Source organism: Paenibacillus campi, assembly GCF_034659835.1.
Lineage (GTDB): Bacteria > Bacillota > Bacilli > Paenibacillales > Paenibacillaceae > Saccharibacillus > Saccharibacillus campi.
Genome location: NZ_JAXSQZ010000013.1, coordinates 30,249 through 50,177, shown reverse-complemented (window position 1 = coordinate 50,177; position 19,929 = coordinate 30,249). Strand labels below are relative to the sequence as shown.

The window sequence follows — 19,929 nt, the reverse complement described above, 5'->3', positions numbered from 1 at the left end:
TTAGTTGCCTCCTTCCTGAGCAGCTTGTTTCTTAGCCGTAGGAAGAACCTCGCCACGATAAATCCATACTTTTACGCCGATACGGCCGTAAGTTGTATGAGCTTCAGCTGTACCGTAATCGATATCAGCACGAAGTGTATGCAGTGGAACAGTTCCTTCGCTATAACCTTCGGAACGGGCGATTTCAGCACCGCCAAGACGTCCGCTAACGGCTGTTTTAATACCTTTAGCGCCAGAGCGCATAGTTCTTTGAATCGATTGTTTCAGAGCACGACGGAAAGAAACGCGACGTTCCAGTTGTTGTGCAATGCTTTCAGCAACGAGTGTTGCATCCAGGTCTTGGTTTTTGATTTCGGAAATGTTGATGTGAACTTTTTTACCGCCCGCAATTTTAGTCACTTCGTTACGAAGAACTTCAACTTCGGAACCACCGCGTCCGATAACCATACCTGGTTTTGCGGTGTGAATTGTTACGTTCACACGATTAGCCGCTCTCTCGATTTCGATACGGGAGACAGCGGACTCCTTCAGTTTCTTCTTCAGGTATTCACGAATTTTCACGTCTTCGAGCAGAAGATCGCCAAAATCTTTACCAGCATACCATTTAGATTCCCAGTCACGGATAATACCTACACGCAATCCGATGGGATTTACCTTTTGGCCCACACGTTTTCCCTCCTTTTATTTTTCAGTTACCACCAAAGAAATGTGGCTAGTGCGTTTATTGATCTTACTTGCGCGTCCCATTGCACGAGGGCGGAAACGTTTCAAAGTAGGACCTTGGTTTACGTAAACCTCGGAGATGAACAGGCTGTTCACGTCCACAGATTCGTTTTTCTCGGAGCTGATGAACTCAGCGTTTGCGATTGCGGAATTGAGCAACTTCTCAACTACCGGAGACGCAGATTTTGGTGTGTGACGCAGAATTGCGATCGCTTCACCAACTTGCTTACCGCGGATCAGATCAACAACGAGTTGAACTTTGCGCGGAGCGATGCGTACAAACTTTGCATGTGCTTTCGCTTGCATTGCGTGACCTCCTCTCTTACTGTTACCACTCTATATTAACGTCTTGTTTTTCTGTCGTCATCAGTGTGACCTTTGTACGTACGAGTTGGAGCAAACTCACCGAGTTTGTGTCCTACCATATCCTCAGTTACGTATACAGGCACGTGTTTGCGTCCATCATAGACAGCAAATGTGTGTCCGATGAATTGTGGGAAAATTGTAGAGCGACGGGACCAAGTTTTGATCACTGCTTTTTTGCTATCAGCATCCAGCACTTCTACCTTTTTCAACAAATATCCATCAACGAAAGGACCTTTTTTAAGACTGCGGCTCATCGATTGAATCCTCCCTTCATCTGTTCATGCTTCTTTCCGAACACATCGGTCACGCACAAAGATTACTTCGTGCGGCGACGAATGATGTATTGATCGGAAGCTTTACCTTTTTTACGAGTTTTGTAACCCAGAGTTGGTTTACCCCAAGGCGACATTGGAGATTTACGACCGATCGGAGCTTTACCTTCACCACCACCGTGTGGGTGATCGTTAGGGTTCATAACTACGCCTCGAACTTGTGGACGTTTGCCCAACCAGCGGTTACGACCAGCTTTACCGATTTTGATCAATTCATGATCTTCGTTACCTACGGAACCGATTGTAGCACGGCATACTTTCAGCACGCGACGTACTTCACCGGAAGACAGGCGAATCGATACGTATCTTTCTTCTTTACCAAGCAATTGGGCTTCCGTACCAGCTGCGCGAACGAGCTGACCACCTTTACCTGGTTTCAATTCGATGTTGTGGATAACTGTACCAACCGGAATGTTTTCCAGTGGAAGGGAGTTACCGATTTTGATATCAGCGTCCGCGCCGGAGAATACTTGATCTCCAACTTTCAGTCCTTTTGGAGCGATGATATAACGTTTTTCACCATCTGCATAGTGCAGCAGTGCGATGTTGGAAGTACGGTTTGGATCGTACTCGATTGTAGCAACGCGACCTGGTATTCCATCCTTGTTGCGTTTGAAGTCGATAATACGATATTTACGCTTATGTCCGCCGCCGTGGTGACGAACAGTGATTTTACCTTGGTTGTTGCGGCCAGCTTTTTTGAAAAGTGGAGCCAGCAACGTTTTCTCCGGTTGATTCGTTGTAATTTCTTCGAATGTGGAAACACTCATATTACGACGAGCCGGCGATGTCGGTTTGTACTTTTTAATAGGCACAGGTTGTCCCTCCTTACTCTACAGATTCAAAAAACTCTAGCGGTTTGCTATCTGAAGTCAATGTTACGATAGCTTTTTTCCATTCGGAAGTATAGCCATTGTAGCGACCATAGCGTTTTGGTTTAGCAGGCATGCGAAGTGTGTTGACTTTCGACACTTTCACTTTGAAGATTTCTTCAATTGCCTTTTTGATTTCGGTTTTGTTAGAACGAATGTCAACTTCGAAAGCATATTTCAATTCGCTCATATACTCAGCAGTGCGCTCAGTAATTACCGGACGCTTAATGATATCACGAGGATCCTTCATTACGCGAACACCTCCTGTACCTTCTGAACTGCATCCTTAGTCAGAATCAGTTTGTCGTGCACGAGCACGTCGAGAACATTTACACCATCAGCTGCAACGAATTTAACACCTGGGATGTTACGAGTCGACAGAGCAACGTTGTTATCGTATTCCGAAGCAACGATCAATGCTTTACGGTCTACATTCAGGTTGTTCAGAATCGCTACGAAGTCTTTTGTTTTTGGAGTGCTCAGAGTCAGAGCGTCCAGAACGATGATTTCGTTAGCAATCACTTTGGAAGACAGAGCCGATTTGATCGCCAGACGACGAACTTTTTTAGGCAGTTTGAAAGCATAGCTACGCGGAGTCGGTCCGAATACTACGCCGCCGCCTTTCCATTGTGGAGAACGGATAGAACCCTGACGGGCACGTCCAGTTCCTTTTTGTTTCCAAGGTTTACGTCCACCACCGCGTACTTCAGAACGTCCTTTAACTTTGTGAGTACCCAGACGAAGGGAAGCGCGTTGCATAACTACTGCATCGTGGAGCACGCTGGCATGAGGCTCGATACCGAATACGGAATCGTTCAATTCGATCTCGCCTACTTGTTTGCCATCAATGCTGTAAAGTGCTACTTTTGGCATTTCATGTTCCTCCTTTCTTTTTTACTTATTTCTTCACCGTTTCTTTTACTTTAACGAAGCTGTTTTTCGGGCCTGGAATGGAGCCTTTAACGAGAATTACGTTACGCTCAGCATCGACACGAATCACTTCAAGACGTTGGATCGTTACTGTATCATGACCCATATGTCCTGGCAGTCGTTTACCTTTTGGTACACGGTTAGCCTGGATGGAACCCATAGAACCTGGTCTACGATGGTAACGGGAACCGTGAGACATTGGTCCGCGGCTTTGGCCCCAACGTTTAATTACGCCGGCAAAACCTTTACCTTTGGAAATACCCGTTACATCAACGAATTCACCTTGAGCAAACAAATCTGCTTTCAGTTCCTGGCCAACCTCGACACTAGCGAGGTCAACACCGCGAATTTCGCGAACGTAGCGCTTAGGCACAGTGTTTGCTTTAGTAGCATGTCCTGCTTCCGGTTTGTTTGCGCGATTAGCTTTCTTGTCGGCAAAACCGATTTGTACCGCTTCGTATCCGTCATTTTCCAGGTCTTTCTTCTGCAGAACCACACATGGTCCAGCTTCGATAACCGTTACAGGAATAACGTTACCTTCCGCGGTAAAGACTTGAGTCATACCCAGTTTTCTTCCTAAGATACCTTTCATGTTGACACCTCTTTCTACTTTCCGTAGTACCACAATCTATGTGGATTACAATTTAATTTCGATATCTACGCCAGACGGTAAGTCCAGACGCATCAGAGCATCCACAGTTTGTGGAGTTGGGTTTACAATATCGATCAAACGTTTATGTGTACGTTGTTCGAATTGCTCACGAGAATCTTTGTATTTGTGTACCGCACGGAGAATCGTAATGATTTGTTTCTCAGTCGGCAGCGGGATCGGTCCCGATACTCCTGCGCCGGAACGTTTAGCCGTTTCAACGATTTTCTCTGCGGATTGATCAAGAATTCTGTGATCGTATGCTTTCAAGCGAATACGAATTTTCTGCTTTGCCATTTTAGTCCCTCCTTCTATCGCCCAATTTATTATCGGACATACTCCGTGAAAATTTTCCGACCGCACCGCTCATGGCAAAGGAGCCGGGTGTGTCAGTAACCTCTCACATCATCGCAACGTCTCAGCACAACATTAACTATTATATATGATGAGTTAGCATTGACGCAAGTGTTTTTTGAAACTTTTACATAAAAAAATAAGACCTGCTTCACTAATGAAGGAAGCAGGCCTTATCTTGACGTTCGATTAGGATACAATGTTGCTTCGTTACAATACAATGTTGCTTATGAGAAATCTTCCTGATCTCTTACAAGAGCGCGAGGAAAGATTAATTATTTGGAGATGCTAGCAACCGCGCCAGCGCCTACAGTACGTCCGCCTTCACGAATCGCGAAGCGAGTACCTTCTTCGATTGCGATTGGGTTGATCAGGGATACTGTAACTGTGATGTTATCACCAGGCATAACCATTTCAGTACCTTCTGGCAGAGTGATGATACCTGTTACGTCAGTTGTACGGAAGTAGAACTGTGGACGGTAACCACTGAAGAAAGGCTTGTGACGGCCACCTTCTTCTTTTGTCAGAACGTAAACCTGAGCGGAGAACTCAGTGTGTGGGTTAACGGAACCCGGTTTGGACAGTACTTGTCCACGCTCGATTTGAGTACGATCAACACCACGCAGCAGTGCGCCGATGTTGTCACCCGCTTGAGCGGAATCCAGCAATTTACGGAACATTTCTACGCCCGTAACTACGGATTTTTTAGTTTCTTCGTGGATACCAACGATTTCGATTTCATCGCCGACTTTAACCACACCACGCTCTACACGACCAGTCGCAACTGTACCACGACCAGTGATGGAGAATACGTCCTCGACAGGCATCAGGAAAGGCTTGTCAGTTTGACGCTCTGGAGTTGGGATGTAAGTATCGATTGTTTCGAACATCTCAACGATTTTCTTAGCCCACTCACCTTCTGGGTTTTGCAGAGCTTCACGAGCAGAACCGCGAGTGATTGGAGTGTCGTCGCCTGGGAATTCGTACTCGCTCAGCAGGTCACGAACTTCCATTTCAACCAGTTCCAACAGTTCTTCGTCTTCAACCATATCACATTTGTTCAGGAATACGACGATGTAAGGAACACCTACTTGACGGGAAAGCAGGATGTGCTCACGAGTCTGTGGCATAGGGCCGTCAGCTGCGGATACAACCAGGATCGCTCCGTCCATTTGTGCTGCGCCAGTGATCATGTTTTTAACATAGTCGGCGTGACCTGGGCAGTCAACGTGTGCGTAGTGACGGTTAGGAGTTTCGTACTCTACGTGTGCAGTAGAGATTGTGATACCGCGCTCGCGCTCTTCTGGAGCTTTATCGATTTGGTCGAATGCTACAGCAGCACCACCGTAAGTTTTGGACAGTACAGTTGTGATTGCAGCAGTCAGAGTTGTTTTACCATGATCGACGTGACCGATCGTACCGATGTTAACGTGCGGTTTATTACGTTCAAATTTAGCTTTAGCCATTTTAAACATTTCCTCCTTAAAGGTAGTGTTGTGTATTGAAATTAAGTACGGAATGCGACCCAGAAAGCGGTCAACCCGCTCTCTGTACATCCCATAGGTAAAAACGAAGATTAGGCGTATTAGCCGTTAGCTTTTGCGCTAACTGCTTCAGCAATGCTCTTAGGCACTTCTTCGTAATGAGAAAGTTCCATGGAGAACACGCCGCGTCCTTGAGTACCGGAACGAAGTGTTGTGGAATAACCAAACATTTCGGACAGAGGCACTTTAGCACGGATAATTTGAGTACCGCTGCGGGAATCCATACCTTCGATACGGCCGCGACGGGAGTTCAGCATACCCATTACGTCACCCATGTACTCCTCTGGTACTGTAACTTCAACTTTCATGATTGGCTCAAGCAGGACAGGTTTACACTTGTCTTTAGCTGCTTTAAGCGCCATCGAACCGGCAATTTTGAACGCCATTTCGTTGGAATCGACATCATGATAAGAGCCGTCTACAACTGTAGCTTTAACGTCTACAACCGGGAAGCCTGCCAGAACACCGTTCTTCATTTGCTCCTCGATACCTGCAAGTGCTGGACCAACGTATTCTCTTGGTACGGAACCACCGACGATTTTGCTTTCGAATTGGTTACCTGTACCTGCTTCGAGAGGTTCGAACTCAACCCATACGTGACCGTATTGACCACGACCACCGGATTGACGAACGAATTTACCTTCGACGCGAGCTGGCTGACGGAATGTTTCACGATAAGCAACCTGTGGTTGACCTACGTTAGTTTCAACCTTGAACTCACGACGCATACGGTCGATGATAATATCAAGGTGAAGCTCTCCCATACCTGCCAGGATCGTTTGACCTGTTTCTTCGTTTGTCGAAGCGCGCAGAGTAGGGTCTTCTTCTGTCAGTTTGCCCAGAGCAGTTGCCATTTTGTCTTGGTCTGCTTTAGTTTTAGGTTCTACAGCGATTTCGATAACCGGATCAGGGAAGTTCATGGACTCCAGAATGATCGGGTGTTTCTCATCACACAGTGTATCACCTGTTCCTGTATCTTTCAAACCTACAGCGGCAGCGATGTCACCAGCATATACGATGCTGATTTCTTCACGGCTGTTGGCGTGCATTTGCAGGATACGACCGATACGTTCGCGTTTGCCTTTAGTGGCATTCACAACGTAAGAACCGGATTGCAATACACCGGAGTATACACGGAAAAATGTCAGTTTACCAACATAAGGGTCAGTCATGATTTTGAATGCAAGCGCAGAGAACGGTTCTTCATCCGAAGAATGACGAACTGCTTCTGTACCGTCTTCGAGCTCACCTTTGATCGCCGGTACGTCCAGAGGAGACGGCAGGTAGTCGATAACAGCATCCAACATCGGCTGAACGCCTTTGTTGCGGTAAGAGGAACCACAGATTACTGGGAAGATTTTAACTTCACAAACACCTTTACGGAGAGCAGCTTTGATCTCGTCGATCGTCAGTTCTTCACCTTCGAGGTATTTCATCATCAGGTCTTCATCCAGTTCTGAAACTTTCTCTACCAGTTCCATACGAAGCTCATCAACAGTATCTTTCAGATCGGCTGGGATATCGATTTCTACCGGGTCTTTACCCAAATCGTCTTTGTACTGGATCGCTTTCATTTCGATGATATCGATGATACCAACGAAGTCATTTTCAGCGCCGATTGGCAACTGAATCGCAACTGCGTTAGCTTGCAGACGCTCGCGCATGTCTTTAACAACATTCAGATAGTCTGCACCGATAATATCCATTTTATTAACATAAGCGATACGAGGTACGCCATAACGGTCTGCTTGTCTCCAAACAGTCTCGGATTGTGGCTCAACGCCCTCTTTCGCACTAAATACGCCTACGGCCCCGTCCAATACACGCAGGGAACGTTCTACTTCAACTGTGAAGTCAACGTGACCTGGAGTATCAATGATATTAACGCGGTAGCCTTTCCACTGAGCAGTGGTAGCAGCGGACGTGATTGTGATACCACGCTCTTGCTCTTGCTCCATCCAGTCCATAGTCGCAGCACCTTCGTGAACTTCACCGATTTTGTGCGTACGGCCTGTGTAAAACAGGATACGTTCTGTAGTGGTAGTTTTACCAGCGTCAATGTGCGCCATGATACCGATATTACGTGTATTTTTCAAGGAGAACTCTCTTGCCATGAATAGGTACTCCCTTCAAAAATATGAATTTTTGAAAACAGGCTTGAATCCTACCAGCGGTAGTGTGCGAATGCTTTGTTCGCTTCAGCCATTTTGTGTGTGTCTTCGCGTTTCTTCACGGATGCGCCAGTGTTGTTGGATGCATCGATGATTTCAGCAGCCAAACGTTCTTCCATCGTCTTCTCGCCGCGGTTGCGGGAGTAGTTTACGAGCCAACGCAGACCAAGGGAAGTACGTCTCTCCGGCTTAACTTCGATAGGTACTTGATAGTTCGCACCACCGACACGGCGAGCTTTAACTTCGAGAACCGGCATGATGTTTTTGATTGCCGCCTCGAATACTTCCATAGGATCATTTCCTGTACGTTCTTGGATCAGGTTGAACGCATTATAAAGAATGCTTTGAGCAACTCCACGTTTTCCGTCGATCATGATGCGGTTAATCAGGCGAGTAACAAGCTTGCTGTTATATACCGGATCAGGCAACACGTCTCTTTTGGTAACTGGACCTTTTCTTGGCATGTTTATCCCCCTTTCTTAAATATGCAGTGCTAATCAGCTGCACGATCAAATTACTTTTTTTCTTTCGGACGTTTTGTACCATATTTAGAGCGAGCTTGCATACGGTTGTTCACACCAGCAGTATCCAGTGCGCCACGAACGATATGGTAACGAACCCCTGGTAAGTCTTTTACACGACCACCGCGTACGAGTACGACGCTGTGCTCTTGCAAGTTGTGACCGATACCTGGAATGTAAGCAGTAACCTCGATACGGTTAGTTAAACGTACACGGGCATACTTACGAAGCGCGGAGTTCGGTTTTTTCGGAGTCATCGTACCTACACGAGTGCAAACACCACGTTTTTGTGGAGCGCTTAGGTTTGTCTCTTGACGTTTCAGAGCGTTAAACCCTTTTTGCAGTGCAGGAGATTTCGATTTCTCGATTTTTGCTTGACGTCCTTTACGGACCAATTGATTAATAGTTGGCATTGTATTGCCACCTCCTTCCAATATGTTTCCTTTTGTAAACCGTTTGTTAAGCCCACAGACCCAGGCGGTTCATAAAAGGACAAATGAAAAGTTCTTGCCTGTCCCTCGACCTGCAAAAACGTTCCTGACTTCCTTTATTTAAGGATGACAGCCATCGCACTTCCCACTTCAATCCCACACGCTTTGCCAAGCTCCTTCATCGTCTCCACATAGGTGACTTTGACGGTATGCTTCTCGCACAACTGTACGATCTTCGTAATCAGATGCTGTTCTGCATCCTGCGCAACATAGACTTCTTCAGCCTGACCTTGTTCGACAATTCGCATCGTCTGCTTCGTGCCGATCTTGATCCGGGCATCCTGTAATCCTTTATCATTAGTCATCTTTACGATTCCCTCCAAAAGATCAGGGATAACGTTCTATTCACGCACCTTTGCTATATTAGCATTACTATAGGTCAGGTGTCAATACATAAATCAATTTGTTTTGGAAAAATCATCACGAGTATGAAGTGTTGTTATACTGTAACTACAAAACGGTAACCGGTCTGAAAAAAGGAATGCCCTTCTTCCAGCCGGCTGAAGTTTTGCAGCTACCGTGCCGATGTATCCGCCACGGTATATTTATTCATATACCTGTATACACTTTACTGCCGACTATTCGACAGTGACGGTTTCCAGGTTTTCTTCATTGCCTTCCAGTTGCTCTGGTTCTTCAAATTTAACGCTACGATAACGGTTCATACCGGTTCCGGCAGGAATCAGCTTACCGATAATAACGTTCTCTTTGAGGCCGAGCAGCTTGTCGACTTTACCTTTGATTGCAGCATCAGTCAGGACACGAGTCGTCTCCTGGAACGATGCAGCAGACAGGAAAGAATCTGTTTCCAGGGATGCCTTCGTAATACCGAGCAATACCGGTTTCGCAACGGCAGGCTCACGATCTGCAACGATCGCCACTTTGTTGGCATCTTCATATTCGTAGATGTCGACAAAAGAACCTGGCAGCAATGTCGTTTCGCCGTTGTCGACGATACGGATTTTGCGCAGCATTTGACGGATCATAACTTCAACGTGTTTATCGTTGATTTCTACGCCCTGGTTACGGTATACGCGCTGTACTTCTTGCAAAATGTAGTTCTGTACGCCACGGATACCTTTGATGCGCAGCATTTCTTTCGGGTCGATCGAACCTTCGGTCAGCTCGTCCCCTGCTTCGATCTCAGCGCCTTCGCGTACACGCAGACGGGAACCGTAAGGTACAGAGTACACTTTTGTTTCCGCTTCGCCTTCGATTTCGATCTCACGACGGTCTTTCGCTTCGCGAATTTCCTTAACGGTACCATCGATCTCACTGATTGTCGCCTGACCTTTAGGGTTACGGGCTTCAAACAGCTCCTGGATACGCGGCAAACCTTGTGTGATATCGTCTCCGGCAACACCGCCGGTATGGAACGTACGCATCGTGAGCTGTGTTCCTGGCTCACCGATCGATTGGGCAGCGATAATACCAACCGCTTCACCGATCTCAACGTGTTTACCAGTTGCCAAGTTACGACCGTAACATTTTTTACATACGCCATGACGCGTACGGCAGCTCAGTACAGAACGAATCTGTACTTTGTTAATGCCGGCAGCAACGATCGCTTCCGCTTTGTCGGAGTCGATCAGTTCGTTGCGACCAACGATCAGTTCGCCGGTTTCCGGATGACGAACAGTTTCGAAACAGTAACGTCCTTCCAGACGATCGTACAGGTCTTCGATAACTTCTTTACCATCTTGGATACGACCAACGATAAAGCCTTTGTCGGTTCCGCAATCGTCTTCGCGCACGATTACGTCCTGTGCTACGTCAACAAGGCGGCGAGTCAGGTAACCGGAGTCAGCCGTACGAAGCGCTGTATCCGCCAGACCTTTACGCGCACCGTGAGTGGATAGGAAGTACTCAAGGACAGTCAGACCTTCACGGAAATTCGATTTGATTGGGAGCTCGATAATACGACCGGATGGGTTCGCCATCAGACCACGCATACCGCCCAGCTGGGTGATCTGCGATTTGTTACCCCGGGCTTTAGAATCAACCATAAGCATGATGGAGTTGTAACGATCCATCGACTTCATGAGAATATCGGTCAGCTCGTCCTTCGTACGGGACCAGATTTCGATAACACGGTCATAGCGCTCCTCGTTGGTGATCAGACCACGGCGGTATTGGTTCGTAATAACGGCAACTTTTTTATCGGATTCAGCCAGCAATGCGGTTTTTTCCGGTGGAACGACAACGTCCGACACCGCAACGGTAATACCGGCACGTGTGGAGTATGTGAAACCAAGCTGCTTGATTTTGTCCAAAATGACCGAAGTCAATGTTGTATGATAAATTTCAAAACAACGCGCGATGATCGTACCGAGATATTCTTTGCCGACAGCGCCGGTTTGTGGAACAGCCTTCATAAACTCCAGTACATCTGTACCTTTTTCGTAAATGAAGTAGTGATCCGGAATACCTTGATACAGGTTAGCACGAGTTGGTTCGTTAATATAAGGGAACGATTCCGGGAAAATCTCGTTAAAGATAATCCGTCCAACCGTCGTTACGAGCAGACCGGTTTGTTGTTTCTCCGTAAAGCTTGTTTTACCTAAAGCTTTAGCCGGAATCGCTACGCGTGCATGCAAGGAAGCTGTGCCACGTTGATAAGCGGATACCGCTTCGTTAACGGTGCGCAAAATCATACCTGCGCCTTTGGCTTCCATATTGTCCATCGTCAGATAGTACGAACCAAGCACCATATCCTGGGATGGCGTAACAACCGGTTTACCGTCTTTAGGGTTAAGGATGTTACCGGATGCCAGCATCAGCAGGCGTGCTTCAGCTTGTGCTTCAGCGGACAATGGAACGTGAACCGCCATCTGGTCACCGTCAAAGTCAGCGTTATATGCTGTACATACGAGCGGATGCAGACGGATTGCACGACCTTCAACGAGAATCGGTTCAAATGCTTGAATACCGAGTCTGTGCAGCGTCGGTGCACGGTTAAGCAGAACAGGGTGTTCTCTGATCACTTCTTCCAACACATCCCACACTTCAGGGCTTACGCGTTCTACTTTGCGTTTTGCACTCTTAATGTTGTGTGCTAGACCTTTGTTCACCAGCTCTTTCATGACGAACGGCTTGAACAGTTCCAGTGCCATTTCTTTTGGCAGACCGCACTGGTACATTTTCAGGTAAGGCCCTACAACGATAACGGAACGACCGGAATAGTCGACACGTTTACCGAGCAAGTTTTGACGGAAACGACCCTGTTTACCTTTCAGCATATGGCTCAGGGATTTCAGTGGACGGTTACCAGGACCGGTTACCGGACGTCCGCGACGGCCGTTATCGATCAAAGCATCTACCGCTTCTTGTAGCATACGTTTCTCGTTTTGTACGATAATGTCAGGTGCGCCCAAATCAAGCAGACGTTTCAGACGGTTGTTACGGTTGATGACACGACGATACAGATCGTTCAAGTCGGATGTTGCAAAACGTCCGCCATCCAGCTGTACCATCGGACGAATTTCCGGTGGAATAACCGGCAATACATCCATGATCATCCAATCCGGAGAGTTACCGGAGTTACGGAATGCTTCGATAACTTCAAGGCGTTTGATCGCACGATTACGACGCTGACCTTGAGCGGTACGCAGCTCCTCACGCAAAAATTCCAGTTCTTTTTCCAGATCGAGGTCTTGCAGCAATTTTTTGATCGCTTCTGCACCCATACCTGCTTGGAAGCCGTAGCCGTATTTTTCACGGTAGCTGCGGTATTCTTTTTCGGACAGCAGTTGTTTCTTTTCCAGTGGTGTCTCGCCTGGATCAGTAACAACATAAGATGCAAAATAAATAACTTCTTCCAGGGAACGTGGGGACATGTCCAGTGCCAGACCCATACGGCTCGGGATACCTTTAAAGTACCAAATATGCGATACCGGTGCTGCCAATTCGATGTGTCCCATACGCTCACGGCGTACTTTGGCACGAGTTACTTCAACGCCACAACGGTCACAAACGACCCCTTTGTAACGTACGCGCTTGTATTTACCACAATGACACTCCCAGTCTTTGGTCGGTCCAAAAATGCGTTCGCAGAACAGACCGTCCTTTTCCGGTTTGAGCGTACGGTAGTTGATTGTCTCCGGTTTTTTAACTTCTCCGCGGGACCAAGAACGAATTTTGTCTGGGGAAGCAAGCCCAATTTTCATAAATTCGAAATTGTTAACGTCTATCAAGAGACACCCCTCCTAAGGCCAAATCCTATTTATTATAAAACTCTGTATTCCGCACAAAACCCAATGCTCTGTCCGATGAATGAGGATAGACCGGAACAGCTCCGGTCTACCTTCATGGGACAATGCTTGGGAATATGACAAGTGTTATTAATCTACGCCGACTTCAGAGCCTTCCAAATTCAGACTCAGTTTGTCATTGTTGGTAGCTTCGTCTTCATCATCCAGCTCTCTCATTTCGATCTCGTTTTCTTCTTCGTTCAGGATTTTGACATCCATACCTAAACTTTGAAGCTCTTTGATCAAAACTTTAAACGATTCAGGAACGCCTGGTTCCGGAACGTTTTCGCCTTTGACGATCGACTCGTACGTTTTCACACGACCAACAACATCATCGGATTTGACGGTAAGAATCTCTTGCAGAGTGTAGGCGGCGCCGTATGCTTCCAGTGCCCAAACCTCCATCTCCCCGAAACGCTGACCGCCGAACTGAGCTTTACCACCCAGCGGCTGTTGCGTAACGAGCGAGTAAGGACCCGTGGAACGGGCGTGGATTTTATCGTCAACCATATGCGCCAGTTTGATCATATGCATAACGCCGACCGTAACTTCACGTTCAAACTCATCGCCGGTTCTGCCATCGTACAGGACGGTTTTACCGTTGCGCTGCATGCCGGCTTCTTCCATCGTATCGAATACATCGTACTCGTTCGCACCGTCAAATACCGGTGTGGACACGTGGATACCGAGTTTCATAGCAGCCATACCAAGGTGAACTTCGAGAATCTGACCGATATTCATACGGGAAGGTACGCCCAGCGGGTTCAGTACGACCTGTACAGGTGTACCGTCCGGCATAAATGGCATATCTTCTTCCGGCAAAATACGAGCTACGACCCCTTTGTTACCGTGACGTCCCGCCATTTTGTCACCTTCGGAGATTTTACGTTTTTGCGCGATGTATACACGTACCAGATGGTTAACGCCTGGTGGCAATTCATCGCCATTTTCTCTGGTGAACACTTTAACGTCGACGACGATCCCGTCTGTACCGTGAGGTACACGCAGGCTCGTATCGCGAACTTCGCGTGCTTTCTCACCGAAGATCGCATGCAGGAGACGTTCTTCTGCGGTCAGCTCGGTTACACCTTTAGGCGTAACTTTACCAACGAGAATGTCGCCAGCAGCAATCTCGGCACCGATGCGGATGATGCCGCGCTCGTCGAGATTTTTCAATGCGTCTTCCCCAACGTTCGGGATATCGCGCGTAATTTCTTCCGGTCCAAGCTTCGTGTCGCGGGCTTCGGATTCGTATTCCTCGATATGGATCGAAGTGTATACATCTTCCTTCACCAGCTTCTCACTCAACAGGATCGCATCCTCGTAGTTATAACCTTCCCAGGTCATAAACGCTACGACAACGTTACGTCCCAGTGCGATCTCGCCCATCTCGGTGGAAGGACCGTCTGCCAGAATATCACCTTTTTTGATAATATCGCCGGTTTTGACGATCGGACGCTGGTTAATCGATGTCCCTTGGTTCGAACGCATAAATTTGTGTAATTTATATCTAACAAGGTCGCCTTTGACTTCCTTGCCGTCGACGTTTTCGATACGACGCAATGTAATCTCGCTCGCTGTGGAACGCTCAATCACACCATCGAACTTACTTACGATACATACGCCGGAATCTTTTGCCGCTTTGTGTTCCATACCTGTACCGACTAGTGGCGCCTTCGGAATAAGCAGTGGCACCGCTTGACGCTGCATGTTGGAACCCATAAGCGCACGGTTGGAGTCATCGTTTTCCAGGAACGGAATGAGCGCTGTCGCTACAGATACGACCTGTTTAGGCGATACGTCCATGTAGTCAACACGTTCACTTGGCATCGGCAAGATGTTGTCAGCCTGCTTATTGTAACGAACGATAACCATCTCATCCGCAAATGAGCCATCTTCCGTCAGCTGTGCATTCGCCTGCGCGATCACATAGTTGTCTTCCTCATCGGCTGTCATATAATCGATATGTTCCGTTACACGATGTGTTTTCGGATCAACGCGACGATATGGCGCTTCGATAAAGCCGTATTCGTTAATACGGGCAAAAGTAGACAGGGAGTTGATCAAACCGATGTTCGGTCCCTCTGGCGTCTCGATCGGACACATACGGCCATAATGACTCGGATGGACGTCTCGAACTTCAAAGCCTGCGCGCTCACGAGTCAAACCGCCCGGTCCGAGTGCAGACAGACGACGTTTGTGCGTCAATTCGCCCAGTGGGTTCGTTTGATCCATAAACTGCGACAGCTGGGAGCTACCAAAGAACTCCTTAATCGAAGCAATGACAGGACGAATGTTGATCAGTGCCTGCGGTGTGATCACGTTAGCGTCCTGAATGGACATTCTTTCGCGAACGACACGTTCCATACGGGACAAACCGATCCGGAATTGATTTTGCAGCAGCTCACCTACGGAACGCAGACGACGGTTACCGAGGTGGTCAATATCGTCGGTGTTGCCGATCCCTTGCAGCAAGTTCAAGAAGTAGCTGATCGACGAAATAATATCTGCTGGGGTAATATGTTTTGTTACCTTTTCGATGTTGCCGTTCGCAATGATGGAAACGACTTTACCATCTTCATTTGGTGAGAACACTTTAATCGTTTGCAGTGGAATATCGTTAGCATCGAGTACGCCACCTGCAACATGATACGTTTGGAAGTTCAATTCGCCTTCCAGGTATGGCATGATCTCGTCAAGCAGACGACGATCGACCATTTCCCCTGCTTCAGCCACGATCTCTCCAGTAGCGGAGTCGATCAGTGTTTCAGCCAGACGTTGGTTGAACAGACGGTTTTTGATGTGCAGCTTTTTGTTGATTTTGTAGCGACCAACATTCGCCAGATCATAGCGCTTTGGATCGAAAAAACGTGCAACGAGCAAGCTTTTGGCGTTATCCAATGTTGGCGGCTCGCCCGGACGAAGGCGCTCGTAAATCTCAATCAGCGCTTTTTCAGTCGAGTCGGTATTGTCTTTATCCAATGTGTTACGAATGTATTCGTCATTACCGAGCAGGTCGAGAATTTCAGCATCCGTGCCGAATCCGAGCGAACGTAGCAAAACCGTTACCGGAATTTTACGGGTGCGGTCAATACGAACATAGACAATGTCCTTCGCATCCATTTCCAGTTCCAGCCATGCTCCACGGTTAGGAATGACGGTAGCTGTATATGATGTTTTACCATTTTTATCGACTTTAGTGCTGAAATAGACGCTGGGAGAGCGAACCAACTGGCTGACAATAACCCGTTCTGCACCGTTGATAATAAACGTGCCGGTTTCCGTCATCAGCGGGAAATCACCCATGAATACTTCCTGCTCTTTGACTTCACCCGTCTCTTTGTTGATCAGACGGACTTTAACCCGCAGTGGAGCGGAATACGTAACGTCGCGTTCTTTTGCGTCGTCTACTGTATATTTAGGCTCACCCAGGCTGTAGTCGATGAACTCAAGCACCAGATTGCCCGTGAAATCTTGAATTGGTGAAATATCCTGAAACATTTCACGCAATCCTTCATCCAAAAACCACTGATAAGATTTTTGTTGGATTTCGATCAGGTTTGGTACTTCAAGAACTTCGTTAATTCGTGCATAACTTCGCCGAGTGCGTCGACCATATTGAACAAGATGTCCTGCCAACTTATACTCACCCCTTAATGTCTACTCACTTAAAAATTTCATTGCGAACTGCTGTTTGGATCACGTATAATAAGTCCATAACATAGAAGTTCACACCCATAAATAGAGAAAGCTCTTATCGAATTGTTTCGAAAAAAGAGCACCATCAGCTATCAACGGATGTGATCCAGTATCTGAAACGTGGATTACGGTTGAAAATAACCGAAATACCGATTATTATACGTTTATGGGCAATATTAAACACCCTTTAGCATGCATAATTTTCGTAACTTTCAGAAAACTAAAGCCAAAAAGGGCATCTTAATACTGACATTTTGTAATAATATCATATTAAGCAAACAGAGTCAACATCTATCGCTCATTCTATTGTGTGTGATCGTCGCTGTTTCGATAGAAAGCTGCTTACCCTCGCCGGTAGCGGCTTTTTTTATTTGGTCGCTTTAAAAATGCGATAGCCTTTATCTTTGGTAACTTCCTCTACCTGTTGAAACAATTGCTCCAGCTTTGCTTTGGCTGAAGGAGCGCCCTGTTTTTTTTGGATCACAATCCATAACGAACCGCCTGGCTCCAAATGCGCCGCTGCCTGTTCGAAAATAGTATGCACCGTTTCTTTACCGGCACGAATCGGTGGGTTGGTAATCACGACAGTGAATGTTTCCCCTTGCACCGCCTCGAACAGATCGCTGACCCGGATATCGACATTGTGAATGCCGTTTAGTCTAGCATTTTCCCGTGCCAATTCAACCGCACGTTCATTGACGTCGACCATCGTCACACGTCCTTGCGGTGCCAGTACGGCAGCAGACAGTCCCATCGGACCATAGCCGCAGCCAACATCGAGCACATGTGCATCAGCCGGAATGTCCAGCGCTTCGATCAATACACGACTGCCGTAATCGATCCCTGTTTTGGAAAAGACACCAGCATCGCTTATAAATGTAAATGGACGTCCGCGCAGCTCGGTTTCCAACTTGCGGCGTTCATGTGCAGCACCTGGCTGACTGGAATAATAATGATCCCCCATATCATTCCCTCACCTTTTTTACGAAACCTCTTTATAAAACAAACCCCTTGAACGAATTCAAGGGGCTTGTAAGAAACAAGAGCGTCTCTTATTTCACTTCTACGGATGCGCCAGCTTCTTCCAATTTTGCTTTAACGGATTCAGCTTCGTCTTTGCTAACGCCTTCTTTGATTGCTTTAGGAGCGTTATCAACTACTTCTTTAGCTTCTTTCAGACCCAGACCAGTTACTTCACGAACCGCTTTGATTACGTTGATTTTGGAAGCACCAGCGGAAGTCAGTACTACGTCGAATTCTGTTTGCTCAGCAGCAGCTTCAGCACCGCCACCAGCAGCTGCTGCTACAGGAGCAGCAGCAGTTACGCCGAATTCTTCTTCGATTGCTTTAACCAGATCGTTCAGTTCGAGTACAGTCATGCCTTTGATTGCTTCAAGGATTTGTTCTTGACTCATTTATAAACCCTCCATTATTGGTTGTATTTTTGGTTCGGCTATATAGCCGGTTTTACGCCGCCGGGGCGTGAGGCAGATGAACAATATGCTTACGCGCTTTGTTCTTCTTTCTCGGATACAGCTTTAACTGCCAGTGCAAAGTTACGTACTGGAGCTTGAAGTACGCTAAGCAGCATGGACAAGAGACCTTCGCGGGATGGCAGGGATGCCAGCGCTTTGATTTCGTCCGCGCTTACTACGCGACCTTCTACAACGCCACCCTTCAGTTCGAGAGCAGTGTTCGTTTTTGCAAAATCGTTCAGAATTTTCGCTGCGATTACTGCATCGTCTTTGCTGAACGCGATAGCGGTAGGACCTACCAGCACTTCGTTCAGTTCAGTCAATTCAGCAGATTCAGTTGCGCGACGAACCAATGTATTTTTCAATACCTGGAAATCAACGCCAGCTTCACGCAGTTGTTTGCGCAATTCTGTAACTTGAGCTACGTTCAGACCACGATAGTCAGCAACAACTGTCGATACGCTTTCGCGCAGTTTAGATGCAACTGCTTCTACCGCTTCCTGTTTAGACTGGATTACTTTTGCGTTTGCCAAGTTTGGACACCTCCTGATCGTTTTTTGGCCTTTTGGTCATTCCTGAATGAATGTCCAAAAGTTCTACGGGCATGAAAAAAGCCCCCGTAGAATCACGAAGGCTTGATAAGTTGGAATACGAGGAGTGCTGCTGAAGCAGCAACTCCACTATTCTGTATTCTATCAGAACACCTCGGTAGGAAATTAAGCCGCAAGCGGCACCTACTGTCTACGGTTAAACATATTCAAGTGTAATTGCAAGAACAAGTTCGTGCATCATCACAACTTTTACAGATTATCAAATGTGTTGACGAATGTCAAGCATTAATTATCTGTAAGTCGAAGCGTTTACGCGAGCGCTTGGTCCCATTGTGGAAGATACCGCAATGTTTTTCAGATAAACACCTTTTGCCGCAGCTGGTTTAGCGCGGTTTAGAGCTTCGATGAGAGCTTTGAGGTTCTCGTTCAGTTGCTCCTCTGTGAAGGATACTTTACCGATTGGCGCGTGAATTTGTCCTGCTTTGTCCAGACGGTATTCGATTTTACCCGCTTTGATCTCTTGAACCGCTTTGGTAACGTCGAATGTAACTGTACCTGCTTTAGGGTTAGGCATCAGACCTTTACCACCAAGCAGACGACCCAGTTTACCAACTTCGCTCATCATGTCCGGCGTAGCTACGCAGACATCAAAGTCGAACCATCCTTGTTGGATTTTGTTAATCATGTCCTGATCGCCAACGAAGTCAGCACCAGCAGCTTCCGCTTCTTTTGCTTTTTCGCCTTTCGCGAATACGAGAACACGTTGAGTTTTACCAGTACCGTGTGGCAGTACAACGACGCCACGAACAGCCTGATCTTGTTTACGAGGGTCAACACCCAGACGTACTGCCGCTTCAACGGTTTCGTCGAATTTTGCAGTAGCTGCCTTTTTCACCAAGGCAACTGCCTCGGCTGGCTCGTAACTAGCTTCGCTGTCAATCAGCTTAACAGCTTCCAGATACTTTTTACCATGTTTAGCCATTTATTATTCCTCCTTTGTG

The 19,929-nt window shown here is 47.1% G+C and carries 19 protein-coding genes and 1 other annotated feature; all 19 genes read right to left on the bottom strand.

Translation table 11 applies throughout. From position 1 onward, the window contains the following. Positions 1–666 (bottom strand): 30S ribosomal protein S3, encoded by a 666-nt coding sequence (rpsC, locus tag U1I11_RS20530; RefSeq protein ID WP_188777897.1) that lies wholly within the window; start codon positions 664–666, stop codon positions 1–3. 15 nt (positions 667–681) lie between these two features. Beyond that, positions 682–1,029, bottom strand: coding sequence for a 50S ribosomal protein L22 (rplV, locus tag U1I11_RS20525; RefSeq protein ID WP_188777899.1), 348 nt, complete (start codon positions 1,027–1,029; stop codon positions 682–684). 35 nt (positions 1,030–1,064) lie between these two features. Continuing rightward, the gene (gene rpsS / locus U1I11_RS20520) at positions 1,065–1,343 is read right to left on the bottom strand and encodes a 30S ribosomal protein S19 (protein ID WP_188777901.1); all 279 of its coding nucleotides are present in this window, start codon (positions 1,341–1,343) and stop codon (positions 1,065–1,067) included. Positions 1,344–1,405: 62 nt separating this feature from the next. Further along, positions 1,406–2,236 (bottom strand): 50S ribosomal protein L2, encoded by an 831-nt coding sequence (gene rplB, locus U1I11_RS20515; protein ID WP_322907991.1) that lies wholly within the window; start codon positions 2,234–2,236, stop codon positions 1,406–1,408. Between the two features lie 13 nt (positions 2,237–2,249). Continuing rightward, on the bottom strand, positions 2,250–2,543 hold the full coding sequence (gene rplW / locus U1I11_RS20510; RefSeq protein WP_188777907.1) for a 50S ribosomal protein L23: 294 nt from the start codon (positions 2,541–2,543) through the stop codon (positions 2,250–2,252). After that, on the bottom strand, positions 2,543–3,166 hold the full coding sequence (rplD, locus tag U1I11_RS20505) for a 50S ribosomal protein L4 (RefSeq protein WP_322907990.1): 624 nt from the start codon (positions 3,164–3,166) through the stop codon (positions 2,543–2,545). Before rplD ends, rplW begins: the two co-directional genes overlap by 1 nt. Positions 3,167–3,191: 25 nt before the next feature. Next, a complete protein-coding gene (gene rplC, locus U1I11_RS20500; RefSeq protein ID WP_322907989.1) occupies positions 3,192–3,815 on the bottom strand; it encodes a 50S ribosomal protein L3 in 624 nt (207 codons plus the stop codon). A 45-nt stretch (positions 3,816–3,860) separates the two neighbouring features. After that, complete coding sequence (gene rpsJ, locus U1I11_RS20495) at positions 3,861–4,169, bottom strand: 30S ribosomal protein S10 (protein WP_017692074.1); 309 nt, start codon at positions 4,167–4,169, stop codon at positions 3,861–3,863. A 332-nt stretch (positions 4,170–4,501) separates the two neighbouring features. Continuing rightward, positions 4,502–5,692 carry an elongation factor Tu gene (gene tuf, locus U1I11_RS20490; RefSeq protein ID WP_322907988.1) on the bottom strand — a complete coding sequence of 397 codons (1,191 nt, stop codon included), beginning with the start codon at positions 5,690–5,692 and terminating at the stop codon, positions 4,502–4,504. 119 nt (positions 5,693–5,811) lie between these two features. Further along, positions 5,812–7,884 carry an elongation factor G gene (gene fusA / locus U1I11_RS20485; RefSeq protein WP_322907987.1) on the bottom strand — a complete coding sequence of 691 codons (2,073 nt, stop codon included), beginning with the start codon at positions 7,882–7,884 and terminating at the stop codon, positions 5,812–5,814. Positions 7,885–7,934: 50 nt separating this feature from the next. Then, complete coding sequence (rpsG, locus tag U1I11_RS20480) at positions 7,935–8,405, bottom strand: 30S ribosomal protein S7 (protein ID WP_017815359.1); 471 nt, start codon at positions 8,403–8,405, stop codon at positions 7,935–7,937. 50 nt (positions 8,406–8,455) lie between these two features. After that, on the bottom strand, positions 8,456–8,875 hold the full coding sequence (gene rpsL / locus U1I11_RS20475; protein ID WP_188777916.1) for a 30S ribosomal protein S12: 420 nt from the start codon (positions 8,873–8,875) through the stop codon (positions 8,456–8,458). A gap of 134 nt (positions 8,876–9,009) precedes the next feature. After that, positions 9,010–9,258 (bottom strand): ribosomal L7Ae/L30e/S12e/Gadd45 family protein, encoded by a 249-nt coding sequence (locus U1I11_RS20470; protein WP_322907986.1) that lies wholly within the window; start codon positions 9,256–9,258, stop codon positions 9,010–9,012. Between the two features lie 273 nt (positions 9,259–9,531). Next, positions 9,532–13,146: a DNA-directed RNA polymerase subunit beta' gene (gene rpoC, locus U1I11_RS20465; RefSeq protein ID WP_322907985.1), complete on the bottom strand. Its 3,615-nt coding sequence runs from the start codon at positions 13,144–13,146 to the stop codon at positions 9,532–9,534. 147 nt (positions 13,147–13,293) lie between these two features. Then, complete coding sequence (gene rpoB, locus U1I11_RS20460; RefSeq protein WP_322907984.1) at positions 13,294–16,842, bottom strand: DNA-directed RNA polymerase subunit beta; 3,549 nt, start codon at positions 16,840–16,842, stop codon at positions 13,294–13,296. A 427-nt stretch (positions 16,843–17,269) separates the two neighbouring features. Continuing rightward, positions 17,270–17,866 (bottom strand): class I SAM-dependent methyltransferase, encoded by a 597-nt coding sequence (locus tag U1I11_RS20455; protein ID WP_322907983.1) that lies wholly within the window; start codon positions 17,864–17,866, stop codon positions 17,270–17,272. 88 nt (positions 17,867–17,954) lie between these two features. Continuing rightward, positions 17,955–18,317, bottom strand: coding sequence for a 50S ribosomal protein L7/L12 (gene rplL, locus U1I11_RS20450; protein WP_322907982.1), 363 nt, complete (start codon positions 18,315–18,317; stop codon positions 17,955–17,957). 89 nt (positions 18,318–18,406) lie between these two features. Then, positions 18,407–18,910, bottom strand: a complete 504-nt coding sequence (rplJ, locus tag U1I11_RS20445; protein WP_322907981.1) for a 50S ribosomal protein L10 — start codon at positions 18,908–18,910, stop codon at positions 18,407–18,409. A gap of 65 nt (positions 18,911–18,975) precedes the next feature. Continuing rightward, positions 18,976–19,142, bottom strand: a sequence feature (ribosomal protein L10 leader region). Between the two features lie 75 nt (positions 19,143–19,217). Continuing rightward, on the bottom strand, positions 19,218–19,910 hold the full coding sequence (gene rplA, locus U1I11_RS20440) for a 50S ribosomal protein L1 (protein WP_322907980.1): 693 nt from the start codon (positions 19,908–19,910) through the stop codon (positions 19,218–19,220). Between the last annotated feature and the right edge of the window lie 19 nt (positions 19,911–19,929).

Coding starts and splice junctions, on each gene's coding strand:
- rplV (WP_188777899.1), bottom strand. CDS start 1,029: ATGCAAGCGAAAGCACATGCAAAGTTTGTACGCATCGCTCCGCGCAAA.
- rpsS (WP_188777901.1), bottom strand. CDS start 1,343: ATGAGCCGCAGTCTTAAAAAAGGTCCTTTCGTTGATGGATATTTGTTG.
- rplW (WP_188777907.1), bottom strand. CDS start 2,543: ATGAAGGATCCTCGTGATATCATTAAGCGTCCGGTAATTACTGAGCGC.
- rplD (WP_322907990.1), bottom strand. CDS start 3,166: ATGCCAAAAGTAGCACTTTACAGCATTGATGGCAAACAAGTAGGCGAG.
- rplC (WP_322907989.1), bottom strand. CDS start 3,815: ATGAAAGGTATCTTAGGAAGAAAACTGGGTATGACTCAAGTCTTTACC.
- rpsJ (WP_017692074.1), bottom strand. CDS start 4,169: ATGGCAAAGCAGAAAATTCGTATTCGCTTGAAAGCATACGATCACAGA.
- tuf (WP_322907988.1), bottom strand. CDS start 5,692: ATGGCTAAAGCTAAATTTGAACGTAATAAACCGCACGTTAACATCGGT.
- fusA (WP_322907987.1), bottom strand. CDS start 7,884: ATGGCAAGAGAGTTCTCCTTGAAAAATACACGTAATATCGGTATCATG.
- rpsG (WP_017815359.1), bottom strand. CDS start 8,405: ATGCCAAGAAAAGGTCCAGTTACCAAAAGAGACGTGTTGCCTGATCCG.
- rpsL (WP_188777916.1), bottom strand. CDS start 8,875: ATGCCAACTATTAATCAATTGGTCCGTAAAGGACGTCAAGCAAAAATC.
- U1I11_RS20470 (WP_322907986.1), bottom strand. CDS start 9,258: ATGACTAATGATAAAGGATTACAGGATGCCCGGATCAAGATCGGCACG.
- U1I11_RS20455 (WP_322907983.1), bottom strand. CDS start 17,866: ATGGGGGATCATTATTATTCCAGTCAGCCAGGTGCTGCACATGAACGC.
- rplL (WP_322907982.1), bottom strand. CDS start 18,317: ATGAGTCAAGAACAAATCCTTGAAGCAATCAAAGGCATGACTGTACTC.
- rplA (WP_322907980.1), bottom strand. CDS start 19,910: ATGGCTAAACATGGTAAAAAGTATCTGGAAGCTGTTAAGCTGATTGAC.